This window comes from Aeribacillus sp. FSL W8-0870 (assembly GCF_037963755.1).
In the GTDB taxonomy this organism is placed as follows: Bacteria; Bacillota; Bacilli; order Bacillales; family Aeribacillaceae; genus Aeribacillus; species Aeribacillus composti.
The window spans coordinates 2,000,950-2,023,431 of the sequence record NZ_CP150165.1 but is presented as its reverse complement, the minus strand read 5'-3'; the positions used below and the strand labels follow the sequence as shown (position 1 = coordinate 2,023,431).

The window sequence follows — 22,482 nt, the reverse complement described above, 5'->3', positions numbered from 1 at the left end:
GGTTACCAAGGTTACTTGGCGTGCCAGCCAGACCTCCCCGGGTAAGTACATGCACTTTCACACCATCTATCCGCCTCATTTACTCGATATGACCTTCGACAGAAAGAGCTTTGTTTTGTTTCGCAAACTCACTCAATCATACCTAGCCTTATATGAGGTTCGTGTTCCTCGGACCGGTGTTTTGCCTCCAGCTTCCTTCAGATTCCGCGTCACCACGGACACCCTTGCTCTTGGCTAACCTCTACTTCTGTCTTCGGGGTTCGGGACTTACACCCTATAGTTCATGTACATGCCGGGCGCACGAAAAAAAGACAACGCCGCCATCGGCATTGTCTTTTTTGTCTTATGCAATAGGATATTGTTGAATGAGCGGATGAAGAATAATCTCATCAATAAGCATATGCTTTGGAGCGCTTGCCATATACACGACCGCTTTTGCGACATCTTCGGCTTTCAGCCAATCGCGTTTTTCCGGAACGCCTTGAATCGAATTAGCAAAGTACGTATCAACCATTCCCGGGTTAATCGTGCCAACGCGAATGCCGTACTTTCTTACTTCCTGCGCAAGCGAACCGGAAAATCCTTGAACGGCGTATTTGGTCGCGGTGTATGCCGCCCCGTTCGGAATCGTGTAGCGGCCGACATCGGAAGAAATGGTAATAATTGTTCCCGATTTTCATTCTTTCATATGCGGAAGCACGGCTTTTACCCCAATAAACACACCTTGAACATTGACGGCAAAGATGCGCTCCCATTCTTCCACGGTCGTCTCTTCCACTTCTTTAAAAAATCCGATTCCTGCATTGTTGACGAGAATATCGATTTGTCCAAACTCTTCTAATACTTCTGTGACCATCTTTTGCATCTGCTGTTCATTGGCAACGTCCACTTGGAACGCCTTCACATAAGAGAATCCTTTTTCTTTCAGCTCTTTTTCCGTTTCATAAACCCCTTCAGAACTTCCCGCCAGCGCCAATTTTGCTCCTTGCTCCGCTAATTGAAATGCAACGGCTTTTCCGATTCCTCGAGAAGCCCCTGTAACAATCGCTACTTGATTTGTTAACATATAGCATGATCCTTTCTGTATGCGTTCGTTTATTTACGGTTAAGATAACGAAGCAGTGCGAAGAAAGTCATGAACTCGTTTCATCACTACATTGGAAAGTTGCTGCAGCTTTGCTTCACTGTCGGCCAATGACTGTCCCTTCACACCGAAATACACTTTGATTTTCGGCTCCGTTCCCGAAGGACGCAAGCAAAACCATGAATCGTCCTCCAATATATACTTTAATACGTTGGAAGTTGGAAGGGTAATCACTGTTTTTTCGCCCGTCAACGTATGGATCCGTTCTTTCGTTTTATAATCTTCGATCACGGTTACTTTTTTTCCTGCTGCTTCTGTCGGAGGCTCATTGCGGAACGATGTTAAAATCGCTTGAATCGTTTCTGCTCCTTCTTTTCCTTTTAACGTTAATGACTGCTGTCCTTCCCGGTAATAGCCGTATTGGTCAAACAATTGTATTAATCCTTCATACAAAGACATCCCTTGTTTTTTGTAAAATGCGCATACCTCCGCAGCCAATACCGCTGCTTGCACCGCATCTTTGTCGCGGGCAAAATCACCGATTAAATAGCCGTAGCTTTCCTCATAGCCAAATTGGAACGTATATTGCCCCGTTTGTTCATATTCTTTGATTTTTTCGCCGATAAATTTAAATCCTGTTAATGTATCCACCGTATCTAAGCCGAAAGATTGCGCAATCGCGCGGCCAAACTCGGAGGTTACAATCGTTTTTAGCACCACGCCATTTTGCAGCAATATCCCTTTTTCTTTCTTTTGGGATAGCAGGTAATGAAGCAATAAGCCTCCTGTTTGATTTCCGGTCAATACAACATAGTCGCCTTTTTCATTTTTTACGGCAATCCCTAATCGGTCGGCGTCAGGGTCTGTCGCAATTAACAAGTCAGCATTGACTTTTTTGCCGTACTCTATCGCTAACGCAAATGCCGCATGCTCCTCTGGGTTTGGCGATGCAACTGTGGAAAAGTTCGGATCTGGCTGCTCTTGTTCCTTAACAACAAATACATTTCGGTATCCAAGTTCCTTTAACGCGCGGCGAATCGGTTTGTTTGATGTGCCGTGAAGCGGTGTAAAAACGATGTGAATATCGACTTCTTCCGCAAGCTTCGGTTGAAGGGAGACCGTTTTTACAGCGTCAATATAAGCATTGTCCACTTCTTCGCCGATGATTTGAATGAGCCCTTTTTCTTTTAAAATTGCTTCGTCCTCAACATGGATATCAAGTTCATTTTCCACTTCATTGACGTATCGAATCACCGCATCTGCCGTGTCTGGAGGAAGCTGCCCCCCATCTTATCCATATACTTTATATCCATTATATTCTGGCGGATTATGGCTTGCGGTGATGACGATGCCGGAAAATGCTTGCAAATAACGAACAGCAAACGAAAGCTCCGGCGTTGGTCTCAGCTCATCAAATACATATGTTTGAATGCCGTGAGTAGCCAATGTTTTCGCTGCTTCCATCGCAAATTCCCGAGACTTATGCCGCGAATCATAGGCAATGACAACACCGCGTTTTTTTGCTTCTTCGCCAAAGGACTCTATGTATCGCGCCAAACCTTCTGATGCTTTCCGAATCGTGTATATGTTCATCCGGTTTGTCCCCGGACCAATTTCTCCCCGCATGCCGCCTGTGCCAAATTCTAAGTTTTTATAAAAACAATCTTCCAGCCATTTCAGGTCGTCTTGACGCTCTGTTAATAAACGCTTTAATTCTTTGTCTAATGACTTATGTGCTAACCATTGTTCATATTTATTTTTCCAATCCAACGGACATCCCTCCCTTTCTTTATATATTCGTTATCATCATACAATATCCTTCATAAATCGAGTAGGAGGGAGCGATTAACTCCCGTCCTCTCACACCACCGTACGTACGGTTCCGTATACGGCGGTTCAATTAAGATAATTGACGCAAGTCTTTATAACTTCCGTGAATAGCTGTTCTCTTTATGCCAGTGGTCACTCCACCCTCCAAGAGATCTCCCACGGGATTCACCGCTTCCTCCCTCAAGTGAGGTACTACGTTTTCTGTGTTCATCATGACTCACTGAATGCCAAGGGCTATTCTCTCTTAATTGTTCGGTCCTTCTTAGTTGTTCTAGACCAACTAATACTATGACCTCTGCTGACTTCTGACTGTTCAGCTATCTATCACTAGATAGGTTACCAAGGTTACTTGGCGTGCCAGCCAGACCTCCCCGGGTAAGAGTGTAATCTTTCCTTCCATCCATCTGCTTCATTTACTCTGTATCACCTTCGGCAGAAAGGGCTTTGTTTTGTCTTGCAAACTCACCCAGTGATACCTAGCCTCATATGAAGTTCGTGTTCCTCAGACCGGAAGTTTGCCGCTCGCTTCCTTCAGATTCCGCGTCACCACGGACACCCTTGCGTTAAGCTAACTGCTACTTCTGCCTTCGCAGCTCGGGACTTTCACCCTATAGATTACACCCATGCCGGGCGCACAAGAAAAAGGATGTCTCATAAGTCAGAGACATCCTTCATTTTTTTATCCTTGTGGTTGCGACGGCTCAGAAATGTTTGTCAATGCTTGTCCCGCCGCTTGATCGGACGCGCTGTTTGTCGCGATATCGCCTAAAGCGACAATTCCTTGAATTTGGTTATTTTCGACAATTGGCAAACGACGAATTTGATGTTGCGCCATCACACTTGCCGCCTCTTGAACGCTCATATTAGGCGTACCAGTGACCACGCGATTCGTCATTATTTCCGATACAGGAGTGGAAGCTGGATCTTTTCCTTGCGCCGATGTACGAAGTGTAATATCACGGTCCGTGATCATTCCTTTTACTTGACCGTTTTCCACTACTGGAAGAGCCCCAATATTTTTTTGGCTCATGATTTGCGCAGCTTCTTGAACTGTTTGGTTAGGAGAAACTGTCGCTACATTTTTCGTCATAACGTCTTGAACTTTGTTGTTATTATTCATGTGATCCTCCCCTTTCACCGATTATTATGGGCGGATTGGCGGGAGGATATAGGTAGAAAATAATGTTTGTATCGCTTAGTATTGGCACCGGAAAAAGCAAATGTTTCATGACAAACGGATTTTATATACGCGCGCCTCCCATGGACGCAAGCGAATTTCTTTCAGTTCTTCCGTTTCATCAACATCGTAATTGCTGATAAACAGTTCTTTTGTTTTGTAGGTGATATCATCCGGAAGCCGGAAAACAGGAGTTTTTTCAGAAAAATTAGTAATAACAATCAGCTTTTCATTTCCCAATGTGCGTGTGTATGCGTAAATATACGGATCGTCTTCCAAAATTAAGTCATATGTTCCATAGACAATAATGTCATGCTGCTTGCGAAGTTGAATTAATTTTTTATAATAATGAAACACCGAATTTGGATCCGCTAAAGCCTCTTTTACGTTGATTTCCTTATAATTTGGATTTACTGGAATCCATGGCGTCCCCGTTGTAAATCCTGCGTTTTCGCTGTCATCCCACTGCATCGGTGTGCGCGCGTTGTCACGCCCTTTATAATAAATTTTCTCCATCACTTTTTGCGGATCTTCACCATATTCTTCCACACGTTCTTTATACATGTTCAATGTTTCAATATCGCGGTAGTATTCAATCGACGGGAAGCGCACATTGGTCATTCCGATCTCTTCACCTTGGTAAATATACGGTGTTCCTTGCATCATATGGAGAAATGTTGCAAGCATTTTCGCCGATTCCACACGATACTTTCCATCATCGCCAAAGCGAGAAACAGCGCGTGGCTGATCATGATTGTTTAAGTAAAGACTGTTCCATCCTTTTCCTTCTAGCTCTTTTTGCCATTTTGTCATCGTTTTTTTCAAATCGGCCAACGACCATGGACGAATATCCCATTTTCCTCCAGGTCCGGAATCTAAACCAACATGCTCGAATTGAAACACCATGTTCAACTCATGACGCGATGGGTCGGTATATAAAATTCCCTCTTTTGGTGTGACTCCCGGCGTTTCTCCGACCGTCATAATGTCGTATTTTGACAATACTTCGCGGTTCATCTCTTGCAAAAACTCATGAACGCGCGGACCGTTCATAAAATACTTGCTTCCCGAAGCGTATTTCTTCCCTTCCTGCGGTTTTCCGTCCGGTAATTCTGGCACTTTCGAAATCATGTTGATGACATCCATTCGGAAGCCGTCGACGCCTTTATCAAGCCAAAACTTCATTATGTCATACACTTCGCGGCGCACTTTTGGATTTTCCCAGTTTAAATCTGGTTGTTTTTTTGAAAAAAGATGCAAATAATATTCTTCCGTCGTTTCGTCATATTCCCACGCTGAACCGCTAAAAATTGACTCCCAATTGTTCGGTTCCTTTCCATCTTTTCCAGGCCGCCATATATAGTAGTCGCGATACGGATTGTCCTTTGACTTTCTTGATTCGATAAACCACGGATGCTCATCTGATGTATGATTGACGACTAAATCCATCACTAGCTTAATCCCGCGTTTGTGCATTTCCTCAAGCATTTCTTCCCAATCTTCCATCGTACCAAATTCATCCATAATCTCCCGATAATCGCTTATATCATATCCGTTGTCATCATTTGGCGATTTATATACCGGAGATAGCCATACCACATCCACGCCAAGTTCTTTTAAATAATCAAGTTTCGCGATAATGCCGCGGATATCGCCAATGCCATCCCCGTTGGAATCGTAAAAACTGCGCGGATAAATTTGATACACAACCGCCTCTTTCCACCATGCTCGTTCCAAATTTCTCACCTCTATGTCCAGTTGTACACAAGCATTGTACTATAAAATAAAAATAGCGGCTTATATATTTATTAAAATTTTACATTCTCCCTTTTGGTACCGTCAAGAATTTTGTGTAATGCAAGATGGATAGGGTATCTCTGAAATGGATTTGGAATGGATAGGGAACCGATTTCCTCCCCAGGGCTTGTCTAAAAAGTCCATAAAAACAGAGCGAATGGAGAAAACAATGAGTTTTTCCATTCGCTCTGTTTCCTTATTTTTGAAATTGGTTTGGGAATTTGCGGCCCATTTCAGTATGTTGTGGGCCATTGCCACAATCCCGAATTCTGTTCGGACTTTATGAAGCCCCCGTAACAGAAATCGAGTGAAACGCAAATTGCCCTTGATGTTACCGAACACACTTTCGACATCCACTTTACGCTTCGCATAAAGAGCTGCCTTTTGTTCGTCACCAAGAGCTGCTTTGGCTTTCGCTTTCATTTCTTCATAAATCGTGTTCCAATATACTCGACGATTTCCTTTGGCTTTCGTACACCCATTCTTCAACGGGCAATCCGTACAATCTTCACACTCGTACACTTTCAAATCTTGTATGTATCCAGATGCATTTTTTCTTTTTTGATAATACTTGAATACGACTTTCCGATTGTTCGGACAGATAAAGCAATCGTCTTCTTCGATGTATTTCCAGTTTTGTACTTTTGATAAATCCTTTTTAAACTTTTTACTTTGTTCCTTCAAATAGGTTTGGTATGGGGCTAATAATTCAAAACGAGGTTCTTTTTCTTCGCCAATCGCATATAAATAGTTTTCTTCACTCGCATATCCTGCATCGGCAATGACATACTTGAGTTTCTTTTCCTTCGGCATCGATTCCAATAACTTTTCCATAAATGGTTGGAAACAGCGAGTATCTCCTGGATTTTGATAAATTTCAAATCCCACGATAAATTGATGTTGTGTGGCGAGTTGAACATTATAACCCGCCTTGAGTTGGCCGTTTTTCATATGGTCCTCTTTCATTCGCATAAAAGTGGCCTCATGGTCGGTTTTCGAGTAGCTATTTCGTTCACCTAGAATCTGTTTTTGTACTTTGTATTTTCGTAATCGTGGAAGATAATCCGTTTGAATCGTTTTCAGTTGTTTGGTGAGTTGGGATTTTTTAGAGCGAAGTTCTTTTTTTCTTTCTTTGTCTTCTTCCTGTTTATAATCTTTTTCCAAAGCTTCTATTCTCTCAGAAAGTTGTGCCGATGATTTTTCTAATTCTTCTTCTAATTGTTCTTCTTTTAATTCCTCCAAGGCGATTTGGTGCGCTTTGGTGTTAGTCTAAATTATGGACACACAGAATTGAGAAGTTTATAGTTAATATAATAATTCAAGGGAGTGTGGCCATAATGGCAAAGCGATTTGATAAAGAATTTAAAGAAGGAGCAGTAAAATTAGTTTTAGAAGGTGGAAAACAAATTACAGCAACGGCTAGACAACTAGATATTTCACCAAAAACCTTACATAGATGGGTGAGTGATTATAAAAAGGATCCAGTAAATAGTTTTGTTGGGAGTGGCAACTTAAAACCTGAGGATGCAGCTATGCGTGAATTAAATAAGCGTATAAAGGATTTGGAGGAAGAGAACGCAATCTTAAAAAAGGCTATGGGCATCTTCGCCAAAAACCAGAAGTAATATATGACTTCATTGAAAAACACCAACACGAGTTTCGTGTAGCGAAGATGTGCCAAGTATTAGGTGTTGCAAAAAGTGGATATTATGCTTGGAAAAAGCGTGAAAAGAGTCAACAAAAGAAACGAAAAGAAAAGCTAACAGCTAAGATTAAACGTGCACATTTAGAATCAAGAGGCCTATATGGTAGTCCTAAAATTACAAAGGTACTTAACGAACAAGGAACGAAGGTCTCACAAAAGACGGTCAGCCGTATTATGTGTGAGAACAATATTCGCTCAAAAACTATGAAAAAGTATAAAGCAACAACCAATTCGAAGCATAACTTGCCAGTTTATCCGAACTTATTAAATCAACAGTTTGAAGTAGACAAACCAGGTAAAGTGTGGGTTGGGGATATTACGTATATTTGGACTCGTGAAGGATGGCTGTATTTAGCTACGATAATGGACTTGTTTTCAAGGCGGATTATTGGTTGGTATATGAGTAAAAGAATGAACAAAGAGTTAGTAATAACAGCATTAGAACGAGCAATAAGAACTCAACCACCTAAGGAAGGGTTGGTCCATCATTCAGATCGCGGTAGCCAGTATGCATCTAAAGATTATCAAAAGTTATTACGTGAACATCATATCAAGACAAGTATGAGCAGAAAAGGAAATTGTTACGATAACGCTTGCATGGAATCGTTTCATAGCGTAATCAAGAAAGAACTTGTTTTTCTTCAAGACTATCAAACTCGTAAGCAAGCGGAACAAAGCATATTTGAATATATTGTGAGTTTTTATAATGATCAACGGATTCATTCTTCTAATAATTATATGTCTCCTATTGCGTATGAAAAACTCTATTACAGTAGGAATCAAGATATTACAACCTCTAGATAAGATTGCGAGTGAAACTCTCAATCTTATCTAGAGGCCACCAAGCGAAAGCGCGGTAGAGTTCAAAGTGAAAATCTTAATTTTTTGTGTCCATATTATTGACATAATACCACTTCTTGTAGAAACGATTGAATTTTGGCTCGTAGTTTCTGATCATATTTTTCTACGGATTTTCGCCATACAAACGTATATTTGTTGGCATTCGCTTCTATTTTCGTACCATCCACAAAAATATGGTCGAGGTCGATAAGTCCTTGTTCTACTAGTTGAAGGACAAATTGTTCAAATACAGAATCCATCATGTTTGACATACGAACACTACGAAAATCATTTATTGTGCGATGGTCAGGGGTTTGCAATCCCGCCAACCACATCATCGGAAGATTTTCTTTCACCATTTGCGCTATTTTCCGACTTGAATAAACATTTTGAGTGTACGCATATAAAATCACTTTCAATAACATTTTAGGGTGATAGGGTGCACGACCCCCACCAACATAATGAGTATACAACACTTCATCCGGAATCGATTCCACCATTTCATCCACTAAACGGGCGACATGATTTTCAGGAATATACATTTCGATATCTAAAATGCTCATGACTTGACGATTGCAATAAGGTTGGAAAACTAGTTTTTTGCGTTTCTTATTCTTTTGAACCTCTATTTTTTGAATACCCTCTAGAGTCATTTCTAATTGCGTGTTATAATTTTCTTGAATAGTCATTTGATTATTCATAAGAAATCGTCCTTTCTGTAGAATGTTTTTTGGTCAATTTCATTCTATAAAAAAGGACGATTTTTTTGTACCCTAAAAACAGAAAAAAGGGCTGAGCCCAAGGTCGATTCAATCGACTTTTCGGACAGCCCCTGGGGAAAGGGAGAATCCCCTTATTTTGTTTATTTTCGTTTACAATATATGGTTAATTGTAACGTTCTTCAAACATTCGCTGGAGGACTTCCTGCGCTTCGGCAAATCCTCGCAACTTTCGCCCCGCCCATTTCTCATTAAAGTCTTGGATCGTCAAATACACGACTTTTTCCGCGGCTTCTAAACTGCTCAAACTATTCATCGGTTTTAGACGTTTCCGAATCTCCTTGATCGTTCGTTCGATGGCATTCGTCGTGTAAATTACACTTCGAATACTGTTTGGATAATTCATAAAGGTGAGGAGGACATCCAACTCATTGGCCCAAGATTGCACTTCTCTTGGGTACTTGCTCGACCATTTCGATTCAAACTGTCGAAACATCTCCAATGCGATTTCTTTACTCGGAGATCGATAAATGAGTTTCAGATCCTCCGCCATTTCGAATTGGTCTTTTTTCCGAACACGGCTGAGGGTGTTACGGACTTTGTGAACGACACAACGCTGTACGTCAGCTTTCGGATAAACCGCCCGAAAGGCTTCCTCCAGCCCCGGAAGACCATCAAATACGCCTAAAAACACTTCCTTGACTCCTCTTTTGTAGAGCTGTTGGAGAATCTCCCGCCATCCATAGGCGCTTTCTTGTCCTCCCACGAAAAAATCGAGAATTTCGCGATATCCTTCTTCATTTACTCCTAACACCACATAAATGACTTCTTTCTCTACCGTATCGCGGCGAAGTTTCACATACAAACCGTCCAAATATAAGACGGAATAACGCTTGTGTAGTGGACGGTTGCGCCATTTTTCGATGTCTTCCTTTACGACATCGGTAATATGGCTGATCGTCGTAGGAGAATAGGTACTTCCTAGAATTCGTTCGATCCACTTGCCAATTTCCCGTGTACTCATGCCGCTTTGATACATCTTGATGATGGCTTCTTCCAGCCAGCCGGTGTGTCGTTGGTAAGGGGCAAACAGCTGCGTTTGAAATTCTCCATTTCGGTCTCTTGGGACCAAAAGCCCTTCAATCCGGCCATATTGTGTATCTAGATTTCGTTGATAGTAGCCATTTCTCATATTGGATGTGTCCGCTTGTTCGATTTCGAGGAAATTTTTAATTTCTTCCCGCATAATCAGCTCTAATTTTTCTTTCACAAACTGACGAATGGCATTTTCCAGTTGATTTGCCCAGTCGATATTCGATATACTTTTAGACATAGGTAGGGTTCTCCTTTCTCTGGAATGTTTTTCGTCCAATCAGAGAATACCCTACCTTTTTTCTTTTGGTCTAGCAAAATGCTTTACACAAAATTTTATACATCATCCTCCTTTTCGTCCAATATAATGAAAATGGCAATAAACATGAGAAATAAGGGGACTACAGTATGAATAACAATGCCAAAACATTGGAAAACGCGCTTATCGGCGCTTGGGGAATTTCATTGATCGCGACGCTTGGTAGCCTTTACTTTTCCGAAATTTTAAAATTTATCCCTTGTGATCTTTGCTGGTTTCAACGCATTTTTATGTATCCACAGGTGGTTTTGTTAGGGCTTGCGGCCATTCGGAAAGAATATGGCATCGCTCGCTATAGCCTTGCATTATCCATCATCGGTGGAGCGATTTCTCTTTACCATTATGCTCTGCAAAAAATTTCGTTTTTCCAAACCCATGCGATTTCGTGCGGCCGCGTCCCTTGCACGGGACAGTACATTAATTGGCTTGGCTTTATTACGATTCCATTTTTAGCGTTAGTTGCATTTTTTCTCATTAGTGTATTAAGCATCTTCATTATTCGTAAAGAGAAAGAAGGGAAAATAAGTTGAAAAAGCTCCTTATCTTCGGATCGATTATTGTAGCGCTGTTTGCGGCGATCTCCTTTATCACATCGTATCAGCAAAAACAAGCTGCCAAAAATAATCCTTATCATAAAGAAGAACTTGACCCTGCAACTGTTGCGCAGCTTGATGATCCAAATTATCAAAACATCATTTTGCCGAACGAATTAGAACAGAAGTTAAAAAACAAAGAAACGGTCACCGTCTATTTTTACAGCCCGACTTGTCCGCACTGTAAAAAAATAACTCCGATCGTCGTCCCTTTGGCAAAACAAATGGGCATTGACTTAAAAATGTTTAATTTGCTTGAATTTGAAGATGGATGGGATAAGTACCATATTGATGGAACACCAACCCTTGTTCATTATGAAAAAGGGAAAGAAGTAAAACGAATCGATGGCTATCATGAAAAAGCAGTTTTCCGTGACTGGTTTTCTTCGATTCAACATAGCAATAAATAAGGAGCTCGCCCTGTGATGGACGAGCTCCATCTTACATTAACCAATCGCTTTGTGAAGGCAAATACATACTGCATGGGTAATGACGCTTGCTCATAAACTGCTCGATCATAAACGGAAACGTAATACCGTACCGCCTAAGTAATTTGACGTTCCGCTCAAATAGATCACGATACCGTTCGCAATCTCCGCTTTCTCCTACATATTCGATCACAGTAATTAACGATTGAAGTGATGAAATAATTTGAAACGCTTCTTTCATCGTTCCATTGTATGTAACGTATTCCCTTGGTAATGAAAGGATTTTCGAATTTTCAAACTTATTAATTTGTTCATCATCAAAATAATACGGAAAAATGTTTGTGTAAAAATAATTGACTAAATAATTCATATATTCCTCTTGTTCTTTCGTGGCTGCATAAACCATTTTCATGTTCTTACCACCTTTTCGCACTTGCATAACATACTATAAAACGCTACTATGAGTGTATCATATCTGATACATATATTGAGGTAGAAAGTGTTTCCACTGTTTTGAAATTTTGGAGTGAAATAATGATGTGGTCCAAAAAAGGAGACTGGCTTGAATGTGTCATTCCTTCTTTTTGGGAAGGACGTACGATTGAATCGTTGCTAAAAGAAGTATGGTGCGCCTCTAAAAAGTTAGCTCATCAACTGCGAATGGAAAAAGGAATCAAGCTCAACGGAAAAGAAGTATCATGGCAAACGCCATTAAAAGAAAAAGACCGCCTGCAGTTGTATCTTTATAAACCTGAACCTTCCATCATTATTCCTGAATATCGAGAGCTTTCCGTTTTATGGGAGGACGAGCATCTCCTTATTATTAATAAAGGCGCTGGAATCGATATCCATCCTTCTGAACCTTCTCAAATAGGGACTTTAGCGAACGCGGTCGCTTTTTATTTACAATCACAAGGGATTTTGACGAAAGTACGGCATATTCACCGGCTTGATCGTGACACATCGGGAACGATTTTGTTTGCCAAACATACGCTTGCAGGAGCCACGCTTGATCGGATGTTGGAAAGACGGCTCATCAAACGGACGTATGTAGCGCTCGTCCATGGCATCCTAAAAAATAAATCAGGAACGATTTCTGCACCGATTGGACGCGATCGCCATCATCCGACGAGACGCAGAGTTTCGAAAACGGGTGCAAAAGCGGTAACACACTACCGCGTCTTACATACGTTTCCCGATGAACAAACATCGCTCGTAGAGCTTTCCCTCGATACCGGGCGCACTCATCAAATCCGCGTCCATATGAGTTACATCGGTCATCCGTTAGTCGGAGATGTTCTTTATGGCGGAAAAGACACATTTCATCGACAAGCACTTCACGCCGTTAAACTATCATTTTTGCATCCTTTTACGAACGAAATGATTTCATGCATCGCTCACGTTGATGATTTTCCTGTTGATATCGCTCGGTTTTACATGGATCCACCATAAAAGGCAGACGTCCTATAAACGTCTGCCTCATAAATGCAATTCCTCTTTTTCACCGAGTTCATTATCTGCTTCTCTCTCTTCTTTTTCCTGCTTCACGACTTCTAGCGTCTTCACGTGGTGACCATCCATCTCCTTCACCGTAAACAAGTAATTGTCGATTTCGACGCTATCGCCTACTTTAATATCATAATGCTTCGTTAAAATCCATCCTCCAATCGTATCGACATCCTCATCATCAATGGAAAGGCCAAACAAATCGTTCACTTCGCTAATCAGCACTTTCCCGTCGATAATCGTACGTGTTTCATCAATTTTTTGGATCAACGGAATTTCATCTACATCAAATTCATCTTGAATTTCTCCAACAATTTCTTCTAAAATATCCTCGACAGTAACAAGTCCCGACGTACCGCCAGATTCATCGACTAAAATGGCCATGTGGATGCGTTCTTTCTGCATTTTCACAAGCAAATCATGGATCGCGATTGATTCAATCACTTGAATGATTGGGCGGATATAATCTTTCATTTGTTTTTCTTCGGATGGATTTGTCACAAGATCGGTAAACACTTCTTTCACATTAATAAGTCCAAGAACGTGATCTTTATCGCCATCAATAACTGGATAACGAGTATATTTTTCCTCCCTCTAGAAATGTTGATATATCAAGGTTTCTTGGCATCTTAGGGGTGCCAAAAAAATATTTTTCGACAAAACTCATCACATACTTTTGAATTTTTGTTGATATCTAACAGTCCATGGGTGCGCTTCGCGGCCACTGGATATTTTTGTATTTTTTACTCCAGTGTGGGGATGTGTATGCGACGCACCTTGGATCTCTGCACAACTGATGAGGACGAACCCTCCCATGTCTCTGGGCATCCTTGTGCCAACATTCCTTCGTTCGGTCTCTTCACCAGGCAGAGGCCGGCTAAGCTCCTTAAGGGACTCTAGGTCGAATGGATGAAATCGTGCCAGCTTCTCCGTGTCATCTGGTTGTTCAGACAGTTCTTTTTGCGAAAGGTGGCGACTCTAGGCTGCCTGCGCTTGGAATTGGGAAAAGATATCTTGAATCATTCGTTCCCCATCAAATGCTTGCTGTTTCACACAAACCGCGTATAGTACTTTCAATAGCTTGCCACATAACACGACGATCGATTGCTTCTTACGTAACGGGTTGATTGGGCGTGTCGTATAGTACTCGTGCAACTGACGGAAAGCCTCATTATGGCGAATCAATGGCATCATCACCCGAAATAAAAGGGCGCGTAGCCGTTTTCGTCCTCGCTTCGAGATTCGTTTTTGCCCCTTGTGTTGCCCTGACGAGTTCTCCTTCAGTGTCAAGCCCGCTAATTTGATGAGTTGCCTCGGATCTTGATACTGGGCAAAGCTTCCGATTTCCGATAACAGTTCAATGATCGTCGCATCTCCTAGCCCTGGGATCGTTTGGAGCCATTCGTATTCGGCGGTTGTTTGAGCAAGTGCCGTCAACTCTTCTGTGAGGGTTGCGATCTCTTGTTCCAATTGGCGATATCGGCGGACAAGCGTGGCGATTTCTATACGGGCCATCTGTTGTCCTTCCGTTATCCCAATCGAATGGCGGGCCACCTCTAACAGCTTTTGCACTTTCGGCTTCTGTGGGCATTTTAGCCTCTCGCTTTGCCGATAACGCTCCATTAGCCCCTCTACCGTCTGATTCGCAATGTCCATCGGAAATGGCGTTTTCTCTAACACCACCAATGCCATTTTGCCAAACGACGGAAACACCTGCACAAACTCAGGAAAATAACGATCGAGCCAACGAATCATTTGATTTTGGACGGCATTCAACTCTTTTGTCAACGACTCTCGAAACGTACTTCCTGCCCGCAATTCCGCCTCCACCTCATGGAGAATACGTGGATAGCTAAAGCGTCCGTCTTTAACCAGTTTCGCAATGACAAGAGCATCTTTGGCATCATGCTTCGTTGGCAAGTTGTCGTCGAGCTCTTTTGACCGTTTGACATGCATCGGGTTGACCATCACCAACGGGATCCCTTTTTCCTCGAGGAAGTAGGCGAGGTTCAACCAGTAATGTCCGGTCGGCTCGATTCCGACGATGACTTCGGTTTTGCCAAATTCCTTCATCGCTTCTTGTATCGACGCATAGAACTGTTCAAATCCGGATCTCGATTGAATCACAGGAAACGGCTTCTTCAGCACCCGACCTCGTGCGTCAACCATTGACGCATAATGTTTTTGTTTGGCAATGTCCATTCCAATCACTAACGTTTGGTCGGTGACTTGTTCAATTTTGCGATTTTGTGTACAATTCATTGTATAGTCCTCCTTGGTCTGATGTTAGGTGTTTGTTGACACCCCTGCATCATACTAAGAGGACTTTTTTCTTTCAAGTCCCCGAAAACCTTTCTAACAGGAATGCTCCTTTGGCACAGACCACATAAATTTCGTTTTCTTTCTCTTTAGGCAATTGCTCAAGAAATGGATCCACACCGTCAAGAACTTCAAAATAAGGAATATTTACAACTTGTACGTTCTTTCCTTCAATTCTCCAATCAGCATACTCCTCTTGATTGCGTACATCGACTATAAACAAGTCTTCCCCGCGAATGATTTTGTTTGCAATTTCTTTTACCGTGATAGTTTTTACCGTCATATTCCCTTCTTCCTCCTATCGAATGTTGTAAATTTGGTTTAAACTAATCATTTTACATATACATGTATGGGTATTTATGGTCTCAATATTACAAAACATTGCTCTAAAAGTCAACGCTTTTTATTTTTAGATGCAATTACTTCCTCCAGTTCGCCGTATTGTTCTATTATAAACGATAAAGGGACTGAAGATGTTTGCTTAAAATAAACGTATGATTCGAACGAGATTAGGAAGGTCGGAAAATTGAAACGATCAATGAAGAAGACACCGATTTTACATATTCGTAATAGAATTCAAGCTTATCCCTTTTTATAAATAGGAGAATTAGGTTTTGTCGCTATGATAGGGATTATCTCGTTTCCAAACTTTCCTGCTTTGGCACCGCCATCGATGCAGCAACGTTTTGCCATGATGGCGAACGGACGAGTTGCTGCAATCATCAGCGCAACTTTTTTAACAATCATTTCCAGTTTGGGACTCTATACTAATATTTCAACCATTTTGGATAACTTAAAAGACACCCTCACGCTTGCACCTTATTGGTGGGCATGGGGCATTGGGGGTGTCATCGGGAGCTTTTCCGTTGGATATTTCATTGACCGGACGGCACAACCGAAAATGCTTATGGCCGGAATTATAGCCATAATGGCTTTAGCTATGATCTGCATACCATTTGCACTCTCTTTCCCGATGCGATCCTTTTTACCTTTTATTCTATAGGGGCAATGGGCTGGCCTTCGCAAGCCCCGCAACAACATGAACGGCTTCGTTACCAGCCTGAGCATGACGCTGCTGTTGTAGCTTTAAACAGTTCCGCTAATTATTTAGGAAGTGCGGTAGGTTCTGCTCTTGGAGGGATTGTGTTGCTTGCCGGATTAACTCCTTCCTCCCTTCCGTTCGCTGCAGGTTGTCTAGTATTGGCGGCTTTGCTGGTACAATGGTTGATAATATCAAGCAATAGAAAGCGAGGAAACGCGAAAAACATGTCAGATCTTATGCAATAAACCTATCTATGAAAAACAATAGGATGCTACAATCCATATACTAGGAAACTTGACGCTCACGAAGAGATGTTTTTGGATCGAGATACTTGAAAACACATAAACAAGCATCATATAAAAATCGTTTTCTCTAGAAAAGTATAAATTCTAATAGGGTACCCTAAATATGGTTAATAATGATGGGAATGGTTCATTGGCAAGCGGAACGTGAATCTCATGATTTCAGGAGGATATTTTCAGGAACTTATCGAGTTTAGGGGAAAAAGTGTTCAGTACTGTTCATTTTAAACACCCTGGAAGGTTTCTGTTCCGTCCCTTATGTGTTGGTTTTGTCGTTAAAAAACAAATTTTTCCACATCTACTTAAACCATCCCTTTTCTTTGGATTGTTTTATCGCTTCGATCCGGTTCGTTACTTCAAGCTTTTCCAAAATCGTTGAAATATAATTTCGGACCGTGCCTGTTTTTAGTTTCAGTTCGTCCGCGATTTTTTTTGTGTTTTTCCCATCGGCTACAAGTTCTAATATTTCTTTTTCTCGTTCCGTGAGAGGATTTTCTTCACTGTATACATCATCCATTAGTTCTGGTGCATAGATTCGCCTGCCTGCCATGATGCTTCGAATCGAGCTTGCCAGCTCCTCACTCGGGCTGTCTTTCAATAAATAGCCGCTTACACGAGCTTTTAAGGCCCGTTGAAAATAACCGGCACGGGCAAACGTTGTTAAAATGATCACTTTACATTCCAGATCTTTCAGCTCTTCAGCTGCCTCAAGTCCACTTTTTTTGGGCATTTCGATATCCATGATGCAAACATCAGGCTGATATTGCTTCACAAGAGAAACAGCTTCTTCTCCGTTAGTCGCCTGCCCCACCACTTCCATATCCTCTTCCAGATTGAGCAATGTTCCTAAGGCGCCGAGCATCATACGCTGGTCTTCAGCTATGACAATTCGAATCATGATTTCAGTCCCTCCTTAACGGTCTGCTTTACTACATTCGGTATTTTCATGATTAATGTAGTCCCTTTTTCCGAATAAATATCCAGACTGCCGTTTACAAACTCCAAACGTTCTTTTATTCCGATCAGTCCATTTCCTTTTGCAAGATCCCGTTCCTCCTTAATGCCAATTCCGTCGTCTTGCACCGTAATACATATTTCGTTCCAAGATTGCTGAATGGCAATCCGGCAAGTGAAAGCTTTGCTATGCTTGACGACATTTGTTACTGCTTCTTTCAAACACATACTTAAAATGTTCTCAATAAACGGGGATACGTTTGATAGTGTGAATTCTTCTTCATTACTGACTAACATGATTTCAGCTGCTTGGAGTAGTTGTTTTATATGTATGATTTCCTCTTTCAATCGAACCCCGCGCATTTGCGAAACTATTTTCCTTACTTCATTCAATGCAGTTCTGGCAGTTTGCTGAACGTCTTTCAATTCGCTCCGGGCTTGTTCAGGGTCTTTGTAAATTAATTTCCTTGCCAAATCACTTTTTAGACCGATAAGGGACAGCTTCTGGCCTAACGCATCATGAAGATCGCGGGCAATTCGCTGGCGCTCCTCCTGTTTCACGAGCTCGGAAATTCTTTTGTTGGCATCTTGGAGCTGTTCTTCGAGCTGCCCTTGCTTTTTTCGATTATAAATGTTGAATGGAAGAAGGATGACGCTAATCCAAATGATGATGACAAATGGCAATTGCTTTAAGAATAACTTTTCCTGTAGAACCACGTTATAGTTGATCGAGATGGTCGTTGCCGCTAAGTGAATGATGTACAATATTAAAAAAGCAATGCGGTTTTTGATATGACCGTTATAGTAAGCAATATAAAAAGCAAAATAGATAAATTGAAAAAGAATCGTCATCGCGATGGAAATCCCAATCAAGATAGACGTCCACAAGTAGACGGGCCACTTTTTGGAAATAAAAGCTAAACGATATACAAAGAAAAAGATAATTGTCAGCACGATCCCTGCAATGATTTCCTTAGTGGAGGAAGATTGAAAAATAAAATAAAACGGCAAAATGCTAAAAACGCTCCATATATAAGGGGGCTGTCCAAAAAGTCAGGGTAACTGACTTTTTGGAGCCCCTCATTTTTTCACTTTTTAAAAAAAATGCACAAAAAAATCGTCCTTTCTAGTAAAATGAAGTTACCACACAACATTACAGAAAGGACGATTTTTTATGAGCAATCAAATGATTACTCGTGAAAATTATAACACACAAATGACACTTCCTCTAGATGGAAAAGAAGAAAAAACTCCTGCCAAAAGAAATTTAGCCCCTACTTTCAAACCATATGACAACCGTCAAGTTCAAATGATTTATGATATTGAATCTCTTATACCCGAACATCACGTGGCACGTGTCGTGGACGAAATGGTGGAGGCGATACCAGATAAACAATTGTTTTCTCATTATAAAGGCGGCGGCAGAAGTTCCTATCATCCCAAAATGATGCTGAAAATCATTCTGTATGCTTATTCTCAAAAGGTTTATTCCTGCCGAGGAATCGAAAAACTCGTTAAAGAAAATATTCCTGCCATGTGGCTTTCAGCGATGCAACAACCAGATTTTCGCACCATTAATGAGTTCCGAGGGGAACGGATGAAAGCTTTCATGGATGAGCTCTTTGAAGTCATGATTCTCAAATTGATAAAAGAACATTACATCACAATGGAAAACTACTTTTTGGATGGCACTAAGATCGAAGCCAATGCCAATAAGTATTCTTTTGTGTGGAAAAAATCCACTTTGAAATTCGAAGAGAAATTAAAAGAAAAAATCCAAGAAACACTAAAGCACATTCATGAATTAACCCAATTAGAAGCCGGAACAGGGCAAAAGGAAAGCGATCAACATACAGAGATCACCGAACAAAACATGGAGGAAATCGCAAAAGAAATAGAAGAAAAAGTTGAAACGCTAACGGAAGAAATCGAAAAGGAGACCGATACATCCATTCGGAAAGAGAAGCGAAAAAAACGCAGTCAATTAAAGAAATCGGTGAAACAAATTCGGGAAGATTTCCTGCCCCGAATGGCAAGATACAAGGAACAAAAGGAAATGTTCGGTGACCGTAACAGCTACTCGAAAACAGACAAAGACGCAACCTTCATGCGCATGAAAGAAGACCATATGAAAAACGGTCAGCTCAAGCCCGGATACAACGTGCAAATGGGGACAGAGAATCAGTTTATCTTGTTTTATACCATTCATCAACGACCGACCGATACACGTTGCTTTATCCCACATATGGAGAAGCTAGCCTCCAGTTCATTACCGATGCCCAAAACGGTCATTGCGGATGCAGGCTATGGTAGTGAAGAAAACTATGTATATGCAGTTGGTGATGAGAAAGAGCCCCGTTTTGAGTTTCTAATTCCTTATGGGAGCTATGTAAAAGAACAAACACGTACATACAAAAAAGACATTAAAAATGCCAAAAACTGGACCTATTGTGAAGAGGATGATTGTTTTATTTGCCCGAATGGAAGGAGAGTAACGTTTAAAAAATACCAAAACAAAAAGAATCCATCTGGCTATGAACAAAGCTTCAAAATATACGAATGTGAAGATTGTACCGATTGCCCATTGAAAGCGAAATGCACAAAAGCGAAGGGAAATCGTCAAGTTCACTGGAATCCCATCTTCGAAGAAATGAAAGCAAAGGCCAAAACAGCCCTTGAATGTGAAGAGAAAGCCGCCATCTACGCTCGACGCAAAGTCGAGGCAGAAAGTGTGTTCGGTCACATCAAGGGCAATCGGTCGTTCCGCAGATTTTCTTTGCGGGGCCTCGACAAGGTACATGTTGAGTTTGGGATTGTGGCATTAGCCCACAACATACTGAAAGTAGCCGGTATCCGCCAGCTACTTTCAGATAAAAATCGAAAAAATATAAAAGCAAGTGGAGAGAAACGAATTGTTTTTCTCCACTTGCTTCATTTTAGGGACTTATCGGACAGCCCCTAAGATCATATACTTTTTTGTCATGGTCAAATCCTCTTAAATAAATTTGTTTTACATGTTATCTTATCATAAAAAGGTACACTGCGTCTTCAAAACTTTGCCGCTATTCTCTAAAGATTTTACAATTCAGGTTCAATATGGACTTTCGGCTTTTTTTCCTTCTTTTTCGATAAGTCTTTAAACCCGACAAACTTTTTCGCTTGCTCATCCCATAAGCGGAATCGGAGTGATTTTAAGCTTGTCGCTAGAGTGATGGTTGGTACATTCTGTAAAAGATACGTTTGATTGTGTGCCTCTTCCAGCTTATAATTGGGTATCCTTGGGCTCAAATGATGCACATGGTGAAATCCGATGTTTCCGGTAAACCATTGCAGCGGTTTCGGAAGCTTATAGAATGAACTCCCTTCAACAGCTGCCTTCACATACTCCCAGTTTTCATCTTCTTCAAAATAAGAATCTTCAAATGTGTGCTGTACGTAAAAAAGCCAAATGCCTAAAGTGCCTGAAATGAAAAAGATTGTGCCTTGAACGATAAGAAACGGCCCCCATCCGATCGTCCAACCAAGCAGCCCAACTAAGGCAACGATTGATATGTTTGTTATATATGTGTTGATGCGTTCCTTTAACCTCGCATTTTTTCTGTTAAACCGATTTTTAATAAGGAAAACGTAAATCGGTCCTAGCCCAAACATCACGAACGGATTTCGATACATCCTGTAGGCGAATTTAGTTAAAGGCGGTGCTGACAAATATTCATCAACTGTCAAAACCCATATATCCCCTGTTCCGCGCTTATCTAAATTTGAGCTGGTTGCGTGGTGGACTGAATGGTTGTGCTGCCATTTGCTGTACGGAAACAACGTTAAAATACCAGCTATTGTTCCAAAAATTTTATTGGCAAGGCGGTTTTTAAAAAAGGAATAGTGACAGCAATCATGGAAAATGATGAAAAGTCGAACTAAAAATCCAGCTGCGATCATGCAAATAGCGAAAGTAAGAACATAAGAAATGGATAAGCTTTGATAAGCTAAAAACCATAACAGAAAAAACGGCACAGTTGTATTGACTAACTGCCAAACACTATTCATAGTGTGAGGTTTTTCATAAGGAGCCATTTGCTTTCTCAAATTTTTTTGCATTTGTTTCGTCATTTTTTGATTCCCTTCTTTATTTGATATTTCTAATCATATAAGAGGGAAATCGATCTGTGAAGTCATATATGTCATATTCAGAATATGATAAATGTCATATATCGTTTTCTATCATATTCGTAATTGCTGACGGACATTCAAATTTTGGGAAAATGTTTTTTAACAAAACACATCTTGTAACAAGGTATTTTGCAAAGGATGGGCCAACAAGCAAGAGACGAAAAGCAAATTGTGATGATAACGGCATTTGCGGAACTTTGTGGATATTTTCTGAAGAGACTTTTGCAACGAGGAAAAGGCCGGACATTGAGTTTGAATGAAAACTTGAAGTATTCTCCATTTCATGTCTACTCGACATAATGCCGTTAGTTAACGGGTTCTTTTTAAAAGCTCCTTAAAAAATATGAAACCACAGAACTCTTCAATGAATTTCTGTGGTTTTTTACAGTAATAGGAGCATTTCCCTTCCATCTTTAGGAAGTTGTGAGCCTTGCCGTTTTAGATAAAACACAATATCGCTTTTTCCAGAATTTTAGCGAAAAACGGCTGAAGCACCGATGCCTTTAATATAACTGAACACTCCTTCTGCCTAGACTTTGAGTTTGTTCCCTTTGTCTCACATAAGGCCCTTTTTATTTCTTTATAAAAGGGATTATAGCGTAAAT

General features: G+C 41.0%; 18 protein-coding genes and 3 pseudogenes. 7 read left to right on the top strand and 14 right to left on the bottom strand.

Going from position 1 to position 22,482, the window contains the following annotated elements; genetic code table 11:
- Positions 1–343 precede the first annotated feature (343 nt).
- The 5 genes and pseudogenes from NSU02_RS09740 to NSU02_RS09720 all read right to left on the bottom strand — a co-directional run bounded on the left by NSU02_RS09740 (position 344) and on the right by NSU02_RS09720 (position 7,130).
- Positions 344–1,066: pseudogene (locus NSU02_RS09740) on the bottom strand (SDR family oxidoreductase).
- 39 nt (positions 1,067–1,105) lie between these two features.
- Positions 1,106–2,854, bottom strand: a pseudogene (locus NSU02_RS09735) (phospho-sugar mutase).
- A gap of 739 nt (positions 2,855–3,593) precedes the next feature.
- Positions 3,594–4,034: a CBS domain-containing protein gene (locus NSU02_RS09730; protein ID WP_062756343.1), complete on the bottom strand. Its 441-nt coding sequence runs from the start codon at positions 4,032–4,034 to the stop codon at positions 3,594–3,596.
- 105 nt (positions 4,035–4,139) lie between these two features.
- A complete protein-coding gene (locus NSU02_RS09725; RefSeq protein WP_339195596.1) occupies positions 4,140–5,828 on the bottom strand; it encodes an alpha-glucosidase in 1,689 nt (562 codons plus the stop codon).
- A gap of 102 nt (positions 5,829–5,930) precedes the next feature.
- The gene (locus NSU02_RS09720) at positions 5,931–7,130 is read right to left on the bottom strand and encodes a transposase (RefSeq protein ID WP_339195595.1); all 1,200 of its coding nucleotides are present in this window, start codon (positions 7,128–7,130) and stop codon (positions 5,931–5,933) included.
- Between the two features lie 95 nt (positions 7,131–7,225).
- Between NSU02_RS09720 and NSU02_RS09715 the strand changes: the two genes are divergently transcribed.
- Positions 7,226–8,397 (top strand): IS3 family transposase gene (locus tag NSU02_RS09715; RefSeq protein WP_249026639.1). Its coding sequence is split into 2 segments (ribosomal slippage): positions 7,226–7,484 and positions 7,484–8,397, totalling 1,173 coding nucleotides; the frame shifts between segments, so codons are not numbered across the junction.
- A gap of 92 nt (positions 8,398–8,489) precedes the next feature.
- Here NSU02_RS09715 and NSU02_RS09710 read toward each other — a convergent pair.
- Both NSU02_RS09710 and NSU02_RS09705 read right to left on the bottom strand, forming a co-directional pair.
- Complete coding sequence (locus NSU02_RS09710) at positions 8,490–9,134, bottom strand: transposase (protein WP_339195593.1); 645 nt, start codon at positions 9,132–9,134, stop codon at positions 8,490–8,492.
- A 184-nt stretch (positions 9,135–9,318) separates the two neighbouring features.
- On the bottom strand, positions 9,319–10,485 hold the full coding sequence (locus NSU02_RS09705) for an IS256 family transposase (RefSeq protein WP_339195591.1): 1,167 nt from the start codon (positions 10,483–10,485) through the stop codon (positions 9,319–9,321).
- 167 nt (positions 10,486–10,652) lie between these two features.
- On the opposite strand from NSU02_RS09705, the gene NSU02_RS09700 reads away from it, so the two are divergent.
- On the top strand, positions 10,653–11,093 hold the full coding sequence (locus tag NSU02_RS09700) for a disulfide oxidoreductase (protein WP_339195588.1): 441 nt from the start codon (positions 10,653–10,655) through the stop codon (positions 11,091–11,093).
- Positions 11,090–11,566: a thioredoxin family protein gene (locus NSU02_RS09695; RefSeq protein WP_062756337.1), complete on the top strand. Its 477-nt coding sequence runs from the start codon at positions 11,090–11,092 to the stop codon at positions 11,564–11,566. Before NSU02_RS09700 ends, NSU02_RS09695 begins: the two co-directional genes overlap by 4 nt.
- A gap of 31 nt (positions 11,567–11,597) precedes the next feature.
- On the opposite strand, the gene NSU02_RS09690 is transcribed toward NSU02_RS09695, so the two are convergent.
- Entirely contained in the window at positions 11,598–11,996 is a 399-nt protein-coding gene (locus NSU02_RS09690) for a YhcU family protein (RefSeq protein ID WP_081189044.1), read from the bottom strand.
- 125 nt (positions 11,997–12,121) lie between these two features.
- On the opposite strand from NSU02_RS09690, the gene NSU02_RS09685 reads away from it, so the two are divergent.
- Positions 12,122–13,036, top strand: coding sequence for an RluA family pseudouridine synthase (locus NSU02_RS09685; protein WP_339195742.1), 915 nt, complete (start codon positions 12,122–12,124; stop codon positions 13,034–13,036).
- Positions 13,037–13,063: 27 nt separating this feature from the next.
- Here the strand turns inward: NSU02_RS09685 and NSU02_RS09680 are convergent.
- From NSU02_RS09680 to NSU02_RS09670, 3 genes and pseudogenes are all read right to left on the bottom strand, one after another.
- Positions 13,064–13,684: pseudogene (locus NSU02_RS09680) on the bottom strand (hemolysin family protein); the annotation flags it as partial.
- Between the two features lie 384 nt (positions 13,685–14,068).
- Positions 14,069–15,352 carry an IS110 family transposase gene (locus tag NSU02_RS09675; protein ID WP_094245744.1) on the bottom strand — a complete coding sequence of 428 codons (1,284 nt, stop codon included), beginning with the start codon at positions 15,350–15,352 and terminating at the stop codon, positions 14,069–14,071.
- Between the two features lie 73 nt (positions 15,353–15,425).
- Positions 15,426–15,692, bottom strand: coding sequence for a rhodanese-like domain-containing protein (locus tag NSU02_RS09670; RefSeq protein WP_094245743.1), 267 nt, complete (start codon positions 15,690–15,692; stop codon positions 15,426–15,428).
- A gap of 339 nt (positions 15,693–16,031) precedes the next feature.
- Here NSU02_RS09670 and NSU02_RS09665 point away from each other — a divergent pair, with 339 nt between their 5' ends.
- Together NSU02_RS09665 and NSU02_RS09660 are read left to right on the top strand one after the other, a co-directional pair.
- The gene (locus NSU02_RS09665; protein WP_339195579.1) at positions 16,032–16,412 is read left to right on the top strand and encodes a hypothetical protein; all 381 of its coding nucleotides are present in this window, start codon (positions 16,032–16,034) and stop codon (positions 16,410–16,412) included.
- A gap of 5 nt (positions 16,413–16,417) precedes the next feature.
- Positions 16,418–16,696: a hypothetical protein gene (locus NSU02_RS09660; RefSeq protein ID WP_339195576.1), complete on the top strand. Its 279-nt coding sequence runs from the start codon at positions 16,418–16,420 to the stop codon at positions 16,694–16,696.
- 355 nt (positions 16,697–17,051) lie between these two features.
- On the opposite strand, the gene NSU02_RS09655 is transcribed toward NSU02_RS09660, so the two are convergent.
- Positions 17,052–17,651, bottom strand: a complete 600-nt coding sequence (locus NSU02_RS09655; protein ID WP_144598003.1) for a response regulator transcription factor — start codon at positions 17,649–17,651, stop codon at positions 17,052–17,054.
- Positions 17,648–18,595, bottom strand: coding sequence for a sensor histidine kinase (locus tag NSU02_RS09650; protein WP_339195739.1), 948 nt, complete (start codon positions 18,593–18,595; stop codon positions 17,648–17,650). Before NSU02_RS09650 ends, NSU02_RS09655 begins: the two co-directional genes overlap by 4 nt.
- A gap of 286 nt (positions 18,596–18,881) precedes the next feature.
- Between NSU02_RS09650 and NSU02_RS09645 the strand changes: the two genes are divergently transcribed.
- Positions 18,882–20,669, top strand: a complete 1,788-nt coding sequence (locus NSU02_RS09645) for an IS1182 family transposase (RefSeq protein WP_327859295.1) — start codon at positions 18,882–18,884, stop codon at positions 20,667–20,669.
- Between the two features lie 116 nt (positions 20,670–20,785).
- Here NSU02_RS09645 and NSU02_RS09640 read toward each other — a convergent pair whose 3' ends face one another.
- The gene (locus NSU02_RS09640; RefSeq protein ID WP_339195571.1) at positions 20,786–21,817 is read right to left on the bottom strand and encodes a fatty acid desaturase; all 1,032 of its coding nucleotides are present in this window, start codon (positions 21,815–21,817) and stop codon (positions 20,786–20,788) included.
- Between the last annotated feature and the right edge of the window lie 665 nt (positions 21,818–22,482).

Bases quoted from the DNA above. Each gene is read 5' to 3' on its own strand.
- NSU02_RS09665 (WP_339195579.1), top strand. From the start codon at position 16,032: ATGATAGGGATTATCTCGTTTCCAAACTTTCCTGCTTTGGCACCGCCA.
- NSU02_RS09685 (WP_339195742.1), top strand. From the start codon at position 12,122: ATGTGGTCCAAAAAAGGAGACTGGCTTGAATGTGTCATTCCTTCTTTT.
- NSU02_RS09645 (WP_327859295.1), top strand. From the start codon at position 18,882: ATGAGCAATCAAATGATTACTCGTGAAAATTATAACACACAAATGACA.
- NSU02_RS09710 (WP_339195593.1), bottom strand. From the start codon at position 9,134: ATGAATAATCAAATGACTATTCAAGAAAATTATAACACGCAATTAGAA.
- NSU02_RS09690 (WP_081189044.1), bottom strand. From the start codon at position 11,996: ATGAAAATGGTTTATGCAGCCACGAAAGAACAAGAGGAATATATGAAT.
- NSU02_RS09670 (WP_094245743.1), bottom strand. From the start codon at position 15,692: ATGACGGTAAAAACTATCACGGTAAAAGAAATTGCAAACAAAATCATT.
- NSU02_RS09730 (WP_062756343.1), bottom strand. From the start codon at position 4,034: ATGAATAATAACAACAAAGTTCAAGACGTTATGACGAAAAATGTAGCG.
- NSU02_RS09640 (WP_339195571.1), bottom strand. From the start codon at position 21,817: ATGACGAAACAAATGCAAAAAAATTTGAGAAAGCAAATGGCTCCTTAT.
- NSU02_RS09700 (WP_339195588.1), top strand. From the start codon at position 10,653: ATGAATAACAATGCCAAAACATTGGAAAACGCGCTTATCGGCGCTTGG.
- NSU02_RS09675 (WP_094245744.1), bottom strand. From the start codon at position 15,352: ATGAATTGTACACAAAATCGCAAAATTGAACAAGTCACCGACCAAACG.
- NSU02_RS09655 (WP_144598003.1), bottom strand. From the start codon at position 17,651: ATGATTCGAATTGTCATAGCTGAAGACCAGCGTATGATGCTCGGCGCC.
- NSU02_RS09660 (WP_339195576.1), top strand. From the start codon at position 16,418: ATGGGCTGGCCTTCGCAAGCCCCGCAACAACATGAACGGCTTCGTTAC.
- NSU02_RS09705 (WP_339195591.1), bottom strand. From the start codon at position 10,485: ATGTCTAAAAGTATATCGAATATCGACTGGGCAAATCAACTGGAAAAT.